The 18,917-nt window shown below is 44.7% G+C and carries 9 protein-coding genes; 4 read left to right on the forward strand and 5 right to left on the reverse strand.

Translation table 11 applies throughout. From position 1 onward, the window contains the following. The first annotated feature begins 192 nt into the window (after window positions 1–192). Window positions 193–1,431, forward strand: coding sequence for a type II toxin-antitoxin system HipA family toxin (locus ACOMHB_RS08170; RefSeq protein WP_448216214.1), 1,239 nt, complete (start codon window positions 193–195; stop codon window positions 1,429–1,431). Window positions 1,432–1,476: 45 nt separating this feature from the next. Here ACOMHB_RS08170 and ACOMHB_RS08175 read toward each other — a convergent pair whose 3' ends face one another. The 4 genes from ACOMHB_RS08175 to ACOMHB_RS08190 form a co-directional block, all read right to left on the reverse strand. After that, window positions 1,477–2,226, reverse strand: a complete 750-nt coding sequence (locus ACOMHB_RS08175) for an HAD-IIA family hydrolase (protein WP_448216215.1) — start codon at window positions 2,224–2,226, stop codon at window positions 1,477–1,479. 348 nt (window positions 2,227–2,574) lie between these two features. Then, window positions 2,575–4,953, reverse strand: a complete 2,379-nt coding sequence (locus ACOMHB_RS08180; protein ID WP_448216216.1) for a hypothetical protein — start codon at window positions 4,951–4,953, stop codon at window positions 2,575–2,577. A 371-nt stretch (window positions 4,954–5,324) separates the two neighbouring features. Continuing rightward, window positions 5,325–6,344 carry an acyltransferase gene (locus ACOMHB_RS08185; protein WP_448216217.1) on the reverse strand — a complete coding sequence of 340 codons (1,020 nt, stop codon included), beginning with the start codon at window positions 6,342–6,344 and terminating at the stop codon, window positions 5,325–5,327. A 53-nt stretch (window positions 6,345–6,397) separates the two neighbouring features. Continuing rightward, on the reverse strand, window positions 6,398–6,742 hold the full coding sequence (locus ACOMHB_RS08190) for an antibiotic biosynthesis monooxygenase family protein (RefSeq protein WP_448216218.1): 345 nt from the start codon (window positions 6,740–6,742) through the stop codon (window positions 6,398–6,400). Window positions 6,743–6,996: 254 nt separating this feature from the next. On the opposite strand from ACOMHB_RS08190, the gene ACOMHB_RS08195 reads away from it, so the two are divergent. After that, complete coding sequence (locus tag ACOMHB_RS08195; protein ID WP_422132869.1) at window positions 6,997–7,605, forward strand: HNH endonuclease; 609 nt, start codon at window positions 6,997–6,999, stop codon at window positions 7,603–7,605. 361 nt (window positions 7,606–7,966) lie between these two features. Here ACOMHB_RS08195 and ACOMHB_RS08200 read toward each other — a convergent pair whose 3' ends face one another. Next, window positions 7,967–10,888, reverse strand: coding sequence for a hypothetical protein (locus tag ACOMHB_RS08200; protein ID WP_448216219.1), 2,922 nt, complete (start codon window positions 10,886–10,888; stop codon window positions 7,967–7,969). A 648-nt stretch (window positions 10,889–11,536) separates the two neighbouring features. Between ACOMHB_RS08200 and ACOMHB_RS08205 the strand changes: the two genes are divergently transcribed. Both ACOMHB_RS08205 and ACOMHB_RS08210 read left to right on the forward strand, forming a co-directional pair. Beyond that, window positions 11,537–14,827, forward strand: a complete 3,291-nt coding sequence (locus ACOMHB_RS08205; RefSeq protein WP_448216220.1) for a hypothetical protein — start codon at window positions 11,537–11,539, stop codon at window positions 14,825–14,827. Between the two features lie 537 nt (window positions 14,828–15,364). Continuing rightward, window positions 15,365–18,766: a DEAD/DEAH box helicase family protein gene (locus tag ACOMHB_RS08210; protein ID WP_448216221.1), complete on the forward strand. Its 3,402-nt coding sequence runs from the start codon at window positions 15,365–15,367 to the stop codon at window positions 18,764–18,766. The last annotated feature ends 151 nt before the right edge of the window (window positions 18,767–18,917 follow it).

Consider the following 18,917-nt stretch of genomic DNA (forward strand, 5'->3'; position numbering starts at 1 on the left):
CAACGGGTAAGTACTCAGCCATACGGAATCGAATATTTCTGGCTTATTGGGCAGGTGCTCTGCAAGGCGCAACGACGGGAACATAGCAAGCTATGTGACCAGAGTTGCAACGCAGTCAGAGTGCCTGAACAATAAGTCAGAAAATATGATTTCGTATGGTTGAGTACTTAAATTCATGACTGGAGAGAAGGATTGAATCGCTTTGATGAATGGCCAGAAAAAATGAATCGGGTCCGGGTTCACACTCCGGCAGGGAAAGCTGGAGTGTTGGACTTTGACCGGGGTTCTTATTCCTTTTCTTATGCAGAATCCGGTGAAGACATCTCTTTGACGATGCCACAAAGAATAGCTTCTTATAATAGCGGGGCGCTTCATCCTGTTTTTCAGATGAATATCCCTGAAGGCTATGTCAGGGAAAGGCTAACTGAACGACTAAGGAGGTATATTAAGGTCAACGATGTGTTGTTTCTGGCACTTCAGCAGCATCGCGGAATTGGTCGACTCAGTTACGAAAGTGATCTGGTTCTGGAACCAGCAGGGCATGAAAGCCTTAATGCTCTTATAAATTGGGATCGTCGTGAAAGTGTCTTTGATTATCTTCTGGACAAATACCTTTTGAACACGGCAGCAGTATCGGGCGTTCAGCCAAAACTTCTGGTCAACACTCAGAAGTCCAGTGAAAGAGGAACTTTGGTTGAACCTGAACTGATCGTTAAAACCGGTGGGGATGAGTATGAGAATCTGGCACTGAATGAGTTCATCTGTATGAGTATCGCCCGAGAGTGTGGCATCAGTGTTCCAGAGTTTTGGCTGTCACAGAATGAAGAGCTATTTATCATGAAGCGCTTTGATCTTTTAAAGGGGCAGTCATTAGGCATGGAAGACTTTGCTGTATTGATGAAAAGATCGGGTGATGACAAGTATGTGGGCAGCTATGAACAGGTTGCTAAAGTTGTACAACTTTATACAAAAGATACGCAGCAGAGTGATCAGATTTTTGATTATGTAGCCATCAGTTGTTTATTAGGTAATGGCGATGCCCATTTGAAAAACTTTTCATTAGTTTATGGCAGTATTTGTCCGTTAATAGAGTTAAGGCTTTCTCCTCTTTATGACGTGGTCAACACGACGGTGTACAAAAGTGATGCCCATGATCTGGCTTTGAAGATGGAGCAGAGCCGGGAGTTTCCAGATCAGGACAAACTGGTGAGATTTGGCAAAGGTATTGGTGTTAAAAATCCTTCAAAACGATTGGAAGAGATGGCGGACATTGCCAGAGATTATATTAATGGCTTTGATCGGTGGGAGTCGTTTCCAGAACTCAGAACTGCCCTGGAGAAGTCCATTGCCAGAGCTATGTCGATAACAGGCTCTGGCGTTAGATACAACGTCAAAAGGAATAAAAAGAGAAAGACTGATCGTTATCTGTGAGGCAGGCATTCAGATCATCCAAACTCTATCTGAGATTAAACCGGCTCAGATAATATCAATATCCGCTACACAATCGAAAATATGGTTGGGCTTGTATGGAACCTGATCGATATCGGCGAGGCGGGATACACCGGATAAAACCAGTATGGTTTCAAGACCAGCCTGAAAGCCTGCAAGAATATCGGTGCGCAGGTTGTCACCCACAATAACGGTGTTGTCTGAGTGTGACCCCATCCTGTTCAGGGCGGCACGGATAATCCAGGCACTGGGTTTACCTACGTAGAATGGCTTTTTGCCCGTAATCCGCTCAATAGGAGCACAGAGTGCGCCGCAGGCAGGAGACATATTGGGACCGTGGGTATCAGGGTTTGTGGCAATAAAGCGTGCCCCTTCAGACACAAACCGGGCTCCGGTGTGGATCATGTTCCAGTTGTAGTTCCTGGTTTCACCCACGACGACAAAGTCCGGGTTGATATCGGTAATGGTAAAGCCTGCCTTATACAGTTCGTGAACCAGGGCACCTTCGCCGATAACATAAGCTTTCTGGCCTTCCTGTCGTTTAAGGAATTCTGCAGTAGCCATGGCAGAAGTGAAAAAGCAACTTTCCGGGATAGTGATACCAGCAGAAGCAAAGCGGTTTTGCAGATCTTTTTCGGTCTGGGAGGGGTAGTTGGTTAGCATGATCAGGGAGATGTCCCGCTCCTGCATGCTATGAATGAAATCATCGGCACCGGGGATCAGGGTGTTATCATGCAGGATTACGCCGTCAATGTCACAAATAACGCTTTTAGACATAATGCTATCTGATCAGGTTGAACTGTGGGAAGGGCATTATAAGGGGCTTGAAAGCCAGAAGGCCAGAAAGCTTTTCTTCCCGAAGTGTTGGCTTACCGTTACCGGATAGACACAGGTTGAATCAGAGGGTCCGGTATCTGCTTGCAAGATCGCCTGACTCAGTCTGTCTGCTGCATTATTCTGGCTTTCTTCATCACTTGCATGCAGTTGTGCAAAAGGCTGGTTTACCACAGATCCCGGATTAGCCCTTTTTGACAGTTCCAGGGAAGTCAGTCGTCGCACAGTAGAGATAAAAAAGCATCATAACTTTTGCAATCGAGCCGCGTCACACCTCATTGTGAACAAATGTTATCTGATTTTATTCAGAAAACTGTGATAGTCATCGGGGTTCAGTCCCAGTTTCTGCAAATATTGGACGGAATAGAGAAGCACTTCTCCAGCACTATAATTTTTGCTGGATCTAACATCGTTGGGGACAGGCTGAATCGGCTCGTTAAGCTTCCGACGTTCACGGATATATTCGAACCAGGCTTGTAAAAACTGATTCACCAATTTTAACTCCCTCAAATTTTCAGGACAGCGGAAAAAACGAAACTCTATTGTGCCATAGGGTTTGATCATCTTCGCTCCTGGAATATGTAACAAAGAGATAGCCATATATTTGTTTATCACCGCATCAGAAAGCTCACCAAACATTTGTTGCAGAGGCGTCACCTGTACAAAGTGACTGTATATTTTTGAAAACAGCTTAAGCTTCTCCAGTTTTTCTGAATCGGTTTGCCAATGGCCTGAAAGTTTTTTATGTCTGAACCCCGCCATTTTTTCATTGTACGTAGCAATCATCCAATTTATCCGTTCAATGGCTGAATCCCTCATATCAGAATAATCAGAAAACAATTTATACCACTGACTCTCATCATATTTAATGATTCGGTCATTATTTCCAAATGCTCTAAGTAAATAAGGATGGCTCTCAATCTCCCTCTGCAATTCCAAAAGAACACTGGGATCGCCATGGGTAGCACTCAGAGCATCCACATGCTTGTGACCGGAAGAATAACTTATAAGCCCATCTTTTATCATTGAATCAACCGTTTCAAAAACTTTTTCAAAACAATGGTCTACATTGGCTTCACCATCATGGTAAGGCTTACAATTCACCTCAAACCAGGCATCACAATCCATAGTAGGGGTTATGTAGAAAAAGCCATCAAAAGTTAAGGAATGGGTACCAACACTTGCCTTGTTGGCCCCAGACTGTTTCATACGATTTTCAAATATTGGAATATAGTTGAAATTTTGCAAGCTTTTTTCTTCGAGTATAGAAGCTATATCATACTCCAATTCTTCACCAAATTTGAGATTTATGCTGTTATCAGGTGGTATACCCTGTACTACCAAGTCTGGTTTTTCTGAAAACATATCATTCAGAGTACCTAGCCAGCGTCTTTCAAGTTTTGGTCCAATAAAAACTTCATTAAAAGATTTTCTTAAAGTAATGTTTTTTCGTAAGATGTCACTAATAAGGTTTCTGCTCCGTATATTTTCATCAAAAAACATCAAATTCTTCAATGTATTAGTGATTTCGTGTTTGTGGAGATCAATAAATTTCATAAGGTCAACAAATTCTAAAAAACAGCCATCCCCAAAAAGAATTTGTTCAAAAAAACGAAACGCATCATGTCCGGCTGATTGGAGGTCCTTGTTTTTAAATTTATCTTGATGTAAATGGTCTATATAAAGATAGTCGACCAATAAAGCTCCAAGATAATAGTGTTTATGTCGCTTATTATTGAGTGATAATTCACTTTCTCGTTGAGCAAACATCACTGATACGATTGAATTTATTCTTTCAATGTCTTTGACACTAATTCTTAGTTCAGCCCGATACTTATTGGTATCGGTTTTAAAAGTGAATTTCTGGTTTTTTAACAATCCTTCCGTATACAATATGAAGTCTACAAAAATTTCTTTAACATTGTGTTTGATAGTAACGGAATCAATGCTTTTTCCATCGTCGTTTACTCTTTCGATAGATAGATCATGCTCCTCAGTCAATTTATTAATTGTATTCAAGAGATGCTCCGCTGCCTCCTGAGGTGTCAAGTCCGGTACATTTAATTTAAGATCTGAGGCCGCCCTCTTGCGCTTACCCTGTTTTACTTTTGATGATTCTTGTTGACTTTGATTTTCGGCTTGCCCTCCTTTTTTTCTGGTTTGCTGATCACTATTGCCTTTGTTATTCACTGCTTGTTTTTCCTCTGAATTACCGAGACTAATAATACCGGGAATGTGACCCGTATTCTGTTTTAAAAAAATATTTTTAGCAGTGTCAGACAACAAGGATAAAAGAATATTCGAGGCATTCGCCTGATTATTGATGAGCTCATCTTTTTTTTGAGCTAATTGATAGAGCTTGTCCTTTTCTTGTTTAGAGAACTCTGTGTTTTTTTTCTGTTCAAGCTCTTGCAGCTCTTTTTTTACTTTATATGTTGTACTCTCGAGAAAGGGGTCTTTCCAGCCTTTGAAGACCGATATTTCTTTTTTCTTAAAGGCATCAAACAGTATTTTGTTAGCACTGTTTCTTTCTATAGGAAGTATTTGAGGAAACAACTTGCCTGAATAAACAGGAGCTAAAAAACCTTTACTGTCAAGAGTGAAGGGTTCAGAAGCTATCAAGTATGAAGCAACCATGAATGACCAGGTGAAAATAATGACTGATTTCATAGTGGAGGACTTGCCGTATCCGTCTGTATAAAGGTTGATGTTTTTAGTGGTTTTTCTTATTCAGTAATTCCAGTCTTTCAATTAAAAACTATTACCACAATAAATGAACTAAGTTGACTCGAGTTCTGATAGGGTGTGCAGAATATTGTGCGGCTATTTAGCATAAAAACTAACTGGCATCGGTCAAGTTAGTTACATATCAGGAATTAATCAAACGCGCTGACGAAAAAATCTCAGGTATTCGGCCGACAGGTAGAGAGGCTTCTGTCTGTTGGTGCCTTCAGGAGGCTGTCGCAAAAGCGCTGCATTTTGCCGATACTGCGTTAAAAAATAATGCAGGTTTGCCCGCTACTTTTGCGACATTCTCCAGGTCAGGGAACCATCCAGTGGGTTAAACGACTTCGACTGAGTAGCCAGACGAAAGCGGTACTGGCAAGTAAGGTCACAACAGTCCAGAAGGGAATCATGATAATGGCGCTGGCTGGGTAGAGGTCGTAGGCTCTTACGGGCCAGAGCAGAAGAGGATGTACCAGATAGATGCCCAGACTGTAACGGCTGAACATGGAAATAATGTTTTTGCTTCTACCCTGAATCCTGTCGCCATAGTGCTTGGCAAGACAGAAGACCATGGTCGCCACAAGAACGGTATTAATGGTTTTATAGGAGTTAAATCGACCAAAGCTGTACATTCCCTTTTCGGTGCTGAGCCAGAGCACGCCACCTAAAGTAAGCACCAGTCCAAGAATACCGCCAAGAATAATCAATGGTTGATGTTTGCGGGTATCATACTTTGCAAGGCAATAACCCCAGATTAAATAACCCCCGTACAGGAGAGTATTGATATGCCAGAAAGTCTCGATCCTGATCAAATAACTCAATGTCAGCCATAACCAGACTCCGGCCATAAATTTAAGCAGATCATCGGGCATGGTGTGAACGGCAGGCCTTAGAAAAGGAATAACAAGATAAAGAGGAATAAAATAGTAATAGAAGCCAAGGTGGTACCAGGTGCTTTTATAGGGAAGTTCTTTCAGGGTATCAATGGCCCTGGTCCACTGGTAATCAAAAGTGGGTGAGAGTCCTGCCAGAAAGGAATAAAACACGGCCCAGAAAAGGAAGGGCACCAGAACTTTCATCACCCGTCGTCTGAGGAAGTAATCCAGGTCAAAAGGGCGTTTGTCTGATAAAAACAACATGCCGGTGATCATGATAAAAATAGGAACACACCAGCGGGAAAAACTGTTAAAAGTGACCGCTGTGAGCCAGTCCGACATCGGAATTTGCCCGTAAAGGTCACGATAGGGTCCCAATACGTGGATAATGATCACAGCTACTGCGGCCACAACACGTAATAGATCCAGATAAAACACAGGTTCTCTTTTTGATGACATTGGCCTGATTCTTCTTGCTGGGTGACCGTATATTATGAAGTTTGCTTCATAGCTTATTCAGGGGGGAAACTACTTATTAAAGTTTGGGTGTAGTGATCCACCTCTGGAAAGGGATCATAAAAGTGATGCAGTAACCGTTTCCGATCCTGATACTCTTCTGACCCTCTGAAGCCTTCAGTGTGATCTTCCAGTGTTTCCCAGTTTACCAAAAGCAGATAACGGCTATCCTTCTCCAGACGTTTTTGTAGCTGATGGTAGAAGTAACCCTTTATGCTGGCAATGGTGTCCTGTGCCTGAACAAAGGCTCGTTCAAACCCGACCTCCTGGCCCGGTTTTACATCCAGGATGGTTACTTCCAGTATTATTACTTCGCTGTCGTTCTGTTGCAGGGGAGACAAGCTCCGTCCCTTGAAAAAAGACTATCAGAATCCGTTACGGCATGTCTGCGTTTCCAACTCTGGTTGGGTTGTGGTTTCAGAAAGTCAGTATAGGAGTCAATTCTGATTTAAAATAAAGGCAGTTCCTGCCTGTGTTTTTTGAACAAAAGTTCAATTGTTAACAAACAGTTGTCGGGAATAGGGCATTGGCAAGTTCATTTCATTTCGATAAGTTAATAAAAGAGGGTCATGGATGAAAAAACGGGAGCTGAATTATGTATATTCTGCGACTGAATGCTGCCGGACAACCGGTGGAGTGGCTGACCTGGCAGGAGACAGTCTGTCTCTACTCGAGAGACCTGATCCGCTGGAGCCTTGGTGACATCATTTATCGGGTAAGAGGTGGCTATAACCGATGGCTTGGCGCCCAGACGGTCATTGAATTACCCAGCATCATTGCTTGTGGTGGTAAACGACTCTTCCCTGCCCGCACAAATCCAGCCTTAACTAACACTTCTCTTTTTGAACGTGATAATCACCAATGCATGTATTGTGGCAAGTTCCTGGCACGCCGGTTTTTGACCCGTGACCATATTCTGCCTACCTCAAGGGGCGGACAAGACGACTGGATGAATGTGGTGGCTGCCTGCAAGCGATGCAATCAATTCAAAAGTGATCGTTTGCTGGATGAACTGGATATGACACTGGTGGCGCTACCCTATCGACCGAATGCCGCTGAATATCTGGCTTTAGTGAATAGCCACCGGATTTTGCCGGAGCAGGCGGATTATCTCAGCAGCCAGTTTTCTAAAAACTGTCGCTGGAGTCTTGATCCGGATCGTCTGGACAAAGAGCCTGCACAACTGATTGATGACTTCATTTAATGATTCTTCTCTTTTGAGATCATCAGCTCAATCCGGGCAAGGTTTCAGAAGGATAGCGACTAACGGTCTAGCTACTACCTTGCAAGAATTTACGGAATTAGACGATATCCAATACCGTTCATGATTGACTCGCTCAGCTCAGGAGATCCTCTACTGGACTGCCCTTCAGCCTTATGAGGTCAGAGACAATCGTGCATTTGATCCTGATTGTGAGTTCTACTCAGAACACTTAAAGCAAACGGGGCATTTGGATAAAACACTCTACCCTGAAACTTTGCACCCAGCGGACGAGGAGAAAAAATTTCCCAGAGACTTCGATCAAGGCGATGATCAGCTTAATCTCGGGGCCGATAATGCCGTTTTACCTCTGGTCGCTCTGGTCAGGGGACTTACGCTGCTGGCCAACCGGGGTAAGTTTAATCTGAACGTAAACACATTCAGGAAAACCATTGTTGTGACGACCTCTGTCCTTACTATACACGGTTTTAAAAAGTAATTCTGTCAGGCATATTGGGTACGGATCTGGATGAGTCATCGTATCAAGATGAACCTCGTAACCACAGAGATCACATGAGGAATCTCCCCGCATCACAAAGGGTATGTCTTCCAGCTTTTCACCTTTTCCGTTAAAAACGACGGGTAGTGCCATACGGCGATGTTCGGCTTCCGGAAATATAAGGAGAGACAGACTACCTTCAAAGGTATCAAATCTGAAATCTACAGAAAAACCATCGGAATAATCAGGGTTAACGCAGATAAACTTTATAGAGTGTTTTCCCCATACGCGTCCTCTTTTGGTTATTGATTCATAAAAAAGCTTTGAAATTTTGCAATAGTAGGTATCTTCTCCTGGCTTCTTAAACACTGGAATCACCTCCTCTCTATCTTGACCCCCATAGAGCTTAACAGGCATCTGCTCAGTTCTGTCATAAAATAAGGCATCATCCTGATTCAGTCGTATACTGGCAAGGCAGTTTTCCCTGTGCCTGCTCATTTTCGTCAAAGCTACCTGTTGGTGGCATATTTGGCACTTAACTTTGTTATAACGGCATTTTAACAAGTGTGTCGGCATCAGGGCAGACTGATGTTGAAAAGAACAGCCATCATCTCTGTTAGGGCAGAAACCGATTTTAGAGCATTTGCTTAAATGTTCCCGTATAGCCAGCACATTTTGATTCAACCCTATGCGGACGTTACAAAAACGGCATTTGGCGATTAGCTCATTAGTACTTCTGAAACACTGCAAGTATGCCGAATCAAGATTTTGCTCTATGGAATTGAAAAAAGCATACGACGGGTGATTATTATGACAAGCTGCACCTGTGCTCTCCCGTCCAGAATGAATACTGGCTGGCTGTTCGGGCCTGTTTTGAAGTGCCTCGAAGACCCGGGTAAATGCGCCTGCCAGTTGCAGGTGTTCGGGGTCATTAATCTGGCGGCAGATATGAAGAAATTGCTCGACCCTGTCTTTATCTTCTGCCATTACAGGCACACCATAAAATAACACGCTCCCCGGAGGCATCGCCTGCTCTTCCTCTTCTTGGTTCATGGGTACTGATCGATCTTCGGGAGAACCGGGGGTATGCTGCTCTTTGATATGGTTCTTTATGAATGCCAGCGGGCAACTGTGCCCACAGCCTAACGGACATTGAAACATGACGACTGCGGCAGCGTCTTCATAGTTGAATGAATGTTTATGCATTTTCCCACGGCAAGTAATGCATTCTTTGATGTTTTTCATTTTTGCTTCAGTCATTGCCTCAAAACAGTCAATGCAGACACTGTGTGGAAGACTCGAAGTGCAGGTTTTCGCTTCTCCGGTAATGAGCTCAGTGCAAACCGGACAATACAAATGTTGCTGGTTGCCATTAAGAAAAGCGGTAGCGTATAACGGAATGGGGGTTTCATCGCGGTTTTCCGGAGGTTGATAATCGTAAATCACTTCAACTTTCTGCCGGTTAATCTGTGCTTGCCTTCCATCCCTTTCGGTAGATGCTGTTCCGGGTTCCCGGGTTTGTTCTGAGTAATGCATTGCATGAGCTTCAGATCGAGTCGATCTGTCGTTTCTTTCATTATTCCTGCCTTCAGGATTTACAGGTCTCTGAGCACCAGAACCCTCACTGGCATCCCGTTCAGACCTCTCATAGGGTTGAAAAGGCTTCTTGCGAACCCAGCGGTTCCATTCATGCCAGCCGCCACCCGCAGGGAGTGATGGACCGAAAATCTCCGGATACAGTGACTCAAGAAAGCTCTGGCTATAAAGACTTAACCTTAAGTGGGCTTCGAATCTGCTGATGGATAACAGCTTGCCGTTGCGCTGGATGATGTATGAAAGTTGTCCATTACTGTCCTGTACCAGAAAGGCTGTCCCGTGAATGAATGCCAGAAATCTTAATAACGGATCATCGGACAGTGCGTTCTGTATCAGCCTATTAGTCCATCTCAAGACAGACCTGACACCATCGGTATTCCTGTGAACAGACTCAGCCGCAATGAGTTGCGGCCAGTTTTCATCGGACATATCGCTGACTTTGGCCACGGCAGGAAACTCCGATGGCGCAAGAACCAGCGATTCTTCCTGATTAAGCCTCAGCCAGATTGAATCCTGGAATAAAACCGACAGGCCGGATTCAGCATAACGGATTGACAGGGGGTAGGTGGCAGGCAGGAGATGGGTTAACGGGTTTTGTACTGCGTCAAGGTCATTGCTATCAGATCTATCCAGTCCATTACCTGCAAAGAGATGGGTGAAATTAAAGGGTGTGGATAAATCAGAATTATTCCTCAGTGATGGTGGCGGGCTGTTTTCGGGGTCTTCCGGGTCGATGTCTGGTGGCATGTCCTGTGTGGCGACACCCTGAATAACCCAGTGCTCATGACAATGTCCCGTTGGGTCAATGTATTTTAAGGCGCCGGGCAGATGGTGGGGCTCCAGATCCAAAGGTTCATTATTGCCTGAGGATTGCCAGATATGGCCTTCAGCCAGGGTGATTTGTAACTTTATCTGACGGTATTGCGGCGCAACGACGGAAACGGTGGTATCAAAAGGGCATGAACTGTCTCCGTGACGATGTGCAGGCTGCGGTGGCAGATTCAGGTCAGGCAATAGGCTCTTTGCTTCGGGCATATTCCGGTAAACAGTGGCCAGCAAGGGTAACAATGAACTCTGCGGAACATGTCCGAGACTATCCACGGCCATTGCCTGTTGTATCGTTGCCAGTTGTACTACGAGGCAGAAAAAAAGAAATCCGCAAACAGCCTGCCAGTAATCTATTTTTTTCATATCACCCTGATATCCGCAGTACACCATTCCGTTCAGCAATAACTTGAGTGGTATGTCTGACAAAGTATAAGAATTCTCGTCGGTAGACTTTCTGTCATTCCAAGTAAATGCTTTTCTTTTTGATTTAACGTTCAGCGTATCAATAAGCTCAGCTCATAACGACTCCGAATAGCAGGATAGACCATCAGAGAGAGAGTGATCATCATTACAGGGCTTAATAGCAATTTTTTTTCAAGCTATGGCAAGGTAGAATCAATACACCGGGGATAATAATATGAAATGACGTAGATATCCCACCAGTGCATCCAACATCTCAGGCTATTTAAGTACCTAACCAGTTGGTTTCGCATATTCTGGACGGCGGCTTTTTCCATCCTTCTGCGTTCCAACTCTGGTTGCGTAGCTATGGCTACGCGCCCGTCGTTGCGCCTTGAAGGATGAAAAAATCCACTCGCCAGAATATGCGAAACCAACTGGCCAGGTACTTATATGATTTTGTATTGGGCTGACCAGGCTTGCGGCTTTTTTTCAACTCAAGGATTCTTCAGCTGTGGAACTTTCGTTTAACTAACGTGTCTAAATTACAATATCTCTCCAGGTGGGCTCACCCTCATCAAGATTAAGGACAATTAAAGTAAGATAAAAACGATGGAACCATTATCTCAAGACTCACGTAATCAGGTGCCAAATGCCTCTTCTTACCGTGCTACAGCCGCTTTTATAGAAGATGCTACAACGAAGTGCATTGTTTCCGGCAGGGCCGTTAGCCCCGCCAGCAGTGGTGCATTTGGAGTCAATTGTGAAGATTTCACAGCCGATCGACAAAAAGAGATCGGAATTTCCTCCAGAGCCATTGCTTCAGATCCAGATACCTGTGAAGCCACTCAACGCAAACGCAAACGGCTCTTTACCGATGCCGGAGATATTGCTCTTAGGGTAAAACCTAAAGCATCATTACCCGGATCTTTAACAAAGTTTAAAGCCAATCCGGGTGACAACACTGCTATCTTGAACCAAAAACAAGTCGAGCTGATTCAAAAAGTCTTTGATGGTCGAAGCCGTGAACTCTCAGAAGAGGAATTTAAGAACGTTATCGACTATTTTTCACGAAAAAATTTTAGAGGTCACGTACCCAGAGTCTATTTAGAATCACCCGCCTTGATGAAAGAATTTTTAAGGAATGGTGTTTTGAAAGTTTATGAAATACCAAAGGATAAACTAACTAAAGATATACTTTTGTCTAAGAGCAGTTTTGGTATTAGTTGCTGTGACTTCGATAAACTACCAGACGAATTGAAAACAGATTTTGATTTTCTTATTGAATATTCATCCCGTAAAGGTATTCCCTTTGGCACACCGCCGGAACTGGCTGTTCTTATTTATGATTATCTGGACATCACGGAGAAAATAAAATCTCTCAATCAACTTCCGGACAGCTTTAAAAATAAAAATGATGATTTTTACGATGAACTCATTCATTCAGGAATGATAAAGCTTGAAGACCTTCCAGAACACGTCAAGAGCAAAAACAAAGAATACTGTCTTTCGCAATTATCAAAAGGCCTGTGTGAATTATCAGAAGTTCCGGTTCATTTGTTGACGAAAGAATCCATTCTGGATTCGATCAAGGGTAAATATTACTGGCGTAACTTTAGTAGTGTTTTTTTTGATGAATACAAGGTTTTTATCAAGGACTCTGTATTTTTTGAAGAAGTACTGGTCAGGGCTGTAACAGCTGATTTGGAAAGTGTTATTAAATATGATTCTTCATTGAAATATTCTTCAGGGGATTTATGTATGCAGCAAGCATATTGTTACGCCTCAAAAAGATATAATTCAGACGCAGAAATGCTTGCTTTGTTATTTGAGAAACTGGTAAGAGTTAATCCTTTTTTTTTAGTTTATATTGAGGATTTAAATGCTGAGTTGGCGCAGAATTTAATCGATAAAGCAAAGGATTCATTATTGAAAATATTAAGCGGAAGGCCTGAAGTAATCCCAGGCTTTCATGTTGGAGTCCTTAAAGTTTTCTTTGATAAAGTTAATGCAGATAACGAATTTAAAACCCATGTCTTGAGTATTGTCTATCGATATTTTCCTTACCAGAATAACAGCAAGACTTCTGAGGAAATTCTGCAACAGCAAGATGAGATAGTACTTGGTACTGAACCCTTTGACAGGGGATATAGTCACTTTCTGAGCCGAAAGTTACGGCCAGCCAATCCTCAGATTGCATTAGATTACATTGAACGGAATCTGGATTTCTTGTACTTTTTTGACGACAAAGAATATCTGAAGCGGTGCTGCATTGATCCAATAATCAGGCAAAAGCTCATACACATACTTGCAGAAAGGTTGGTTTCTGACAAACAGGCGCTATTGATATACTGGCAAGATCGTCTACCTCGACGATTACTGGATGATACGCTGGAATTTCTCAAAGATCCGGCACTTTTCTCTAAACTGGATTCTTCCGACAAATTGACAGAACCCGTTAATCCTCTTAAATTTCAACTGCCCAATACTTCGGCATTCGAATTGCTGGTAGCTGCTCACGCGTTTGGTTTTAAACCTGCGGATCCGGCCTCCGGTCGTCAGTTGCAGTCAGAGTTTGCCCATTCCGGTGAAACAGGCTTTCAATGGGTTTATTCTGGTCAGGATCTGCTATCACTGTTCGAAAAAGAGGGCACCATTGTTGGTGGTCGTACACTGGCAATACCTAATGGTGAAGAGGTTGATTACTATAAGTTCCATCGGGTCGGAGAGTGCATGTCTACTTTGGCGGAAGAAGGCATTATGCATAAATTTATTGCCAAAAGTGACCGCTTTAAAAGCCAGAAACCCCGTTTTGGCCAGTATCTTGCCGTACTGGAAAAGGATCTCCCTGAGAAGACCCGAGGTTTCACTGACCGCTTGCAAGTCATCAATGTTGATGGTGAAAGAGCCATACTGGTCTATCACTTCAAAGCGACAAACGACTATGGTGTATACGCTTACACTCCTGATGAAAAAAACACTCCTTATGCGACTGCTGAGCGAGGTCTATTGAATGGCATTCATGATATTGGCTTACTTAATGGCCAGTTTGGCATTATGCCATCGTCAACGGTACCGTCATTTCACGCTATCGGACGTCGTTGGGTATTTCTGAGTCCGTTGTTGGGGAACTCGCAATATTTTGCCCTCCCATTACCCGGGGATTTCAAAGGCTGGATCGAAGCTATTGAACGTCCTGATTTTGGCTGGGCTGGTCTACGGGATTGGGGCGATGTGGAGTTTTATGGCTCTATGAAAAGTGGCCTGGCTGCCGCAGACTCTATATCGTCGGGTTATACTCCAGAGGTTTTGCAACGATTAAGCTTCGCCAATGCTCTGTGCGAAAACCTGCTGGCAGCTGTGTTATTAAGATCACGCTTGCGTCGGGACTCCCCGGATTATCATTATCAAAAACAATCGGCATTGAAAGAGACAGAAAACTTTATTGAACAGCTACTGAACGAATACCTGTCGGGCCTGTTTGCAAAAGAAAAAGAATTACAGCCCAAGGCAAGATTGCAAGAGTTCATGCAGTTAAACGATACCAAATACCGTTCATGGCTGACTCGGACAGCTCAGGAGATCCTGTACTGGACGGCCCTGCAACCTCATGAGGTCAAAGACCCCTCTGCATTTCCCTCTTCTGATGAGTGTTACTCAGAGCACTTAAAGAAAAATGGACATCTTGATGAAATGTTGTACTCGAAATTGCATCCTGTGGACACGCAGAAAAAATTCCCCGGAGACTTTTACAAAGCCAATGGTCAGCCCAATCTCGGAGCCACTAACGGTGTTTTTCCTCTGGTCAGTCTGACCAAGGGGCTTACGCTGTTGGCTGCCAATATTTTTGCATTCTCAGATCAATACTCCGAGGATGATAATTTGGCTTGGTCCAAGTTGTAGATAAGCAAATGGTGATTTACCAGGACTTTTCCACAGCAGTCCAGACAGGGAATACGACTGGATAACCTGAAGAATGTTTTTCTTCGCTGGCATGAGAATCGAGTTGAAAAGTCCAGGCAGGCAGGTCTTTCAGAGCCCGAAAAATTTACGCAAGGGACATCGGAAGAGCGGCCAACTATCTATTGACTGATGCAGGGGTAAGGGCAGAAGACAGTAATCTGCTCCAGTCACATGGCCAAACCGACATTGTTAAAAAACACTATGACCGCCATCATCATTTACCCGCCAAGCGTGCCGCTATTCGGCTCTATGAAAAAGAGCTGAGGCATTTGCTCGCTGGAAGCAAGGTTTATCGGAATATTGGGAAATATTAGCTGGCAGAGCCAATGTCTTGATTAAAAAGCGACAGATGCCCATAGTCAGGGAAAAGTAATGTGTGATGGAGTAAAAAAACGACGTAAGCAAGCCAATTTATTTTTCAAATCAAACGTAGAATAATAACGAGCATTCAGAAACCTTTGACAAGATGTTTGTCCAATGACGTCAGTTAACTTTGAAATGCTTCGTTCCAAATGGCCGGAACTGGCGAATCTTGGTGCTCAGGCCGAGCAATATGTGCACTCTGATCCTGAAAGCAGTGTGGTTAAACTGCGCAATTATCTGGAGCTGATCGTTCGTTGGTTATACCGTCATGAACGTCTTCAGCAAGGTTACCGATCCAGTGTCTATGATCTGATTTCTGACGATACCTTCCAAAGCATCATCCCCAAGCCTATCTCCATGAAGATGGATGCACTGCGTATTCATGGCAACCGGGCTGCTCATGGTGATCCTGTTAAAGCTGAGGATGCTCAGTGGCTGCTCAAGGAAGCCCATATCGTGGGGGCCTGGATGTACCTGAAGTATGCGGGTGGCCATGCCGATGACTTTGCGAAATTTCAACTGCCCTCTCCCCCAAAAGCCTCCTCAGAGATTCATCCAAAAGAACTGAAGAAAAAGCAGGAACAATTAGAGCAAGCCAAAACCGACCTGGAAGAAGCTCAGAAGCGGGAAATTTCCATTCTCCGTGATCTTCAGATTGCCAAGGAAAAAGCTGACGAGCTGGAAGCCCGATTAGAACAAAGTCGCAAACAGGGTGAGCAGGCAGCAAGCGTTTTAGACATGGATGAGGCGGAGACGCGTCGCCGTCTGATTGATTCCCGGTTAATGGCGGCAGGCTGGAATGTTGCCGAAGGTGTCCAGAACACTCTGCAGGTCACCCAGGAACACCCGGTCAAGGAGCAACCTACTCCAACCGGTGACGGTTATGCAGACTATGTGCTTTGGGATGATAAAGGCTTGCCAATTGCTGTTGTTGAAGCCAAACGCACCAAAGTCGATGCTGAAAAAGGCCGCAAGCAAGCCCAACTCTATGCCAACTGGCTGGAGAAGGAATCTGGCCAGCGTCCACTGATCTTCTACACCAACGGCAACGATATTTTTATTTGGGATGACCACCCTGCCCGCAACTATCCACCTCGCAAACTGTTTGGCTTTTATAGTCCCCAAAGCTTGCAGTATCTGATCCAGCAAAGGAATAGCTGTCGTCCTTTGGAGTCCGTTTCAGTGGACACCAGCATTGCTGGCCGCCTTTATCAGATGGAAAGTATCAGTCGAGTCAGCGAGCGTTTTTCTGACCGTCATCGCAAGGCTTTGATCGTGCAAGCCACAGGCACCGGTAAGACCCGAGTCGCCATTGCTCTGACCAAAAAGTTGCTGGATGCCCGATGGGCCAAGAGAGTGCTGTTTCTCTGTGACCGAAAAGAGCTCAGGAAACAGGCCCGAAATGCTTTTAATGAGTTTGTGAATGATCCGATCTTTGTGGTGGGAAGAACGGACAAGAAATATCAGGATAACTCCCGCATCTACATTTCGACTTATCCTGGCATGATGAACATTATGGATCAGTACGATGTGGGCTATTTTGACCTGATCATTGCCGACGAATCGCACCGTTCTATCTATAACGTTTACGGTGATCTGTTCAAATACTTTGATGCTCTGCAGGTAGGTCTGACCGCTACACCCGTAGATATGATAGGTCACACCACTTATGGACTGTTTGGTTGCGAAGGCCGGATTCCTACCTTTGAATATTCTCTGGAAGCGGCCATTGCTGACTCTTACCTGACTCCCTACGAGATCATTACCCACACCACACAGTTCCTGCGAGAAGGCATCAAGCAGGACAAGTTGAGCGATGAGCAGATTGCTGAACTGGAAGAGCAAGGGATAGACCCGAATACCCTGGAGTTTGAAGCCAAAGCGGTTGATAAGGCGATCTTCAACCGGGATACCAACCGGGCCATCATGCGAAACCTGATGGAAAATGGACTGCGAGATAAAGATGATCAGCTGCCCGGTAAAAGCATCGTCTTTGCCCGCAGTCATAAACATGCGGTGCTGCTGCAGAGTGTGTTTGATGAAATGTATCCCCAGTTTGCAGGCAAGTTCTGTCAGGTAATTGATAACTACGATCCCCGTGCCGAGCAGCTGATTGATGATTTCAAAGGGGGTGATCAGTCCACCAATGATGAGCTGACCATAGCGATCTCGGTGGATATGCTGGATACCGGAATTGATGTACCGGAAATAGTGAACCTGGTCTTTGCCAAACCCATCAAATCCAAAGTGAAATTCTGGCAGATGATTGGGCGGGGAACCCGGCTCTGTGAAAACCTGTATGGTCAGGGCAAGCATAAAGAAAAGTTCCGGATCTTCGACCACTGGGGCAACTTTGAATACTTTGAAGAAGACCCCGGAGAAGGAGAAGTCAGCCAAAACAAATCATTGGCCCAAAAACGTCTTGAAGCCTGGATTGAACTGGGCAAAGCCGCGCAGAAAAAGTTTGAACAGGGCAGCCTGAAAACCATCGCCAGGCAATTGCAGGAGCAAGTGGTAGGGTTGGATGAAAGCTCCATTGCTGTTCAGGAGAAATGGCAAACCCGCGACCGGCTCATGGATCTGAAAGTCCTCGAACAGTTCGCACCACAAACCCGGCAGCAACTTCAGGATGAAATAGGCCCTCTCATGCAATGGCTGGATGTGCGGGGGCAGGGCAATGCTCTGCGCTTTGATATGGATATGATCGAAGCCCAGACAGCGCTCTACACCAATAAAGACCGCTTGATGAAGCCCTGGTCTACAGTGGTCAACAAACTCGATATGCTGCCGCCTCACCTGGCTCAGGTTCAGCAACAGGGTGAGATTATCAATCAGGTGCGTGACCCTGATTGGTGGCAAAACGCCAGCTTTGCAGAGCTCGAACATGTTCGGACCCGTTTGCGAGGCATTATGTACCTGATGGAAGGCGAGGTCGCTCCACCGCCAGCTGAACCTGTGTATCTGGATGTCAAAGAAGATCAGGCTCTCTATGAAATCGGTCAGCGAGAAAGCAAGATCAAGTCAGTGGATCTCAAGCTCTATCGCCAGCAGGTGCAGGGTGCTCTGGAACCCCTTTTTACAAGCCATCCGGTGCTGCTGAAAATTCGTAACGGGCAACCGGTGGATGAAAAAGAGCTGGAAGAACTGGCCAAGCTGGTAATGGTTCAGAACCCCAATGTGGATATTCGGGCTTTAAAAGAGTTTTATCCTGAAGCTTCCGCCGGGCTGGATCAGATTCTGCGCACACTGATCGGCATGAACAGCAGTGCCGTGGCGGACAAGTTTGCCGGGTTTGCTGCCCAGTACAACCTCAACAGTCAGCAGATCCGTTTTCTGGATATGCTGAAAAACCATATCCGGGACTTCGGCACCGTGGAAATGAAGCAGCTCTTCGAGCAGCCCTTTACCCGTATTCATGGCGAAGGCATTACCGGTGTATTCACTGATATGACCCAGGTGATGGCCATTAAGGAAATCGTGGACGGTTTTTCGGTTAATTTAGGGGAGTCAGCTTAAGTAGACACTGGCTCTCTGACGCTTCAGGAAGCCAAAGACAGCTCAGAGGTAGAGAATATTGTCACCGCTCATGACTGGTTAATGTTCATGCTTGAAGCAGTGTCAGAAAGGTCGCAAGAAACCACAGCCTTGATGGGTGAAATAAACGTCC

It is taken from the genome of Endozoicomonas sp. 2B-B (assembly GCF_053470045.1).

Coding starts and splice junctions, on each gene's coding strand:
- ACOMHB_RS08180 (WP_448216216.1), bottom strand. CDS start 4,953: ATGAAATCAGTCATTATTTTCACCTGGTCATTCATGGTTGCTTCATAC.
- ACOMHB_RS08175 (WP_448216215.1), bottom strand. CDS start 2,226: ATGTCTAAAAGCGTTATTTGTGACATTGACGGCGTAATCCTGCATGAT.
- ACOMHB_RS08195 (WP_422132869.1), top strand. CDS start 6,997: ATGTATATTCTGCGACTGAATGCTGCCGGACAACCGGTGGAGTGGCTG.
- ACOMHB_RS08185 (WP_448216217.1), bottom strand. CDS start 6,344: ATGTCATCAAAAAGAGAACCTGTGTTTTATCTGGATCTATTACGTGTT.
- ACOMHB_RS08210 (WP_448216221.1), top strand. CDS start 15,365: ATGACGTCAGTTAACTTTGAAATGCTTCGTTCCAAATGGCCGGAACTG.
- ACOMHB_RS08200 (WP_448216219.1), bottom strand. CDS start 10,888: ATGAAAAAAATAGATTACTGGCAGGCTGTTTGCGGATTTCTTTTTTTC.
- ACOMHB_RS08205 (WP_448216220.1), top strand. CDS start 11,537: ATGGAACCATTATCTCAAGACTCACGTAATCAGGTGCCAAATGCCTCT.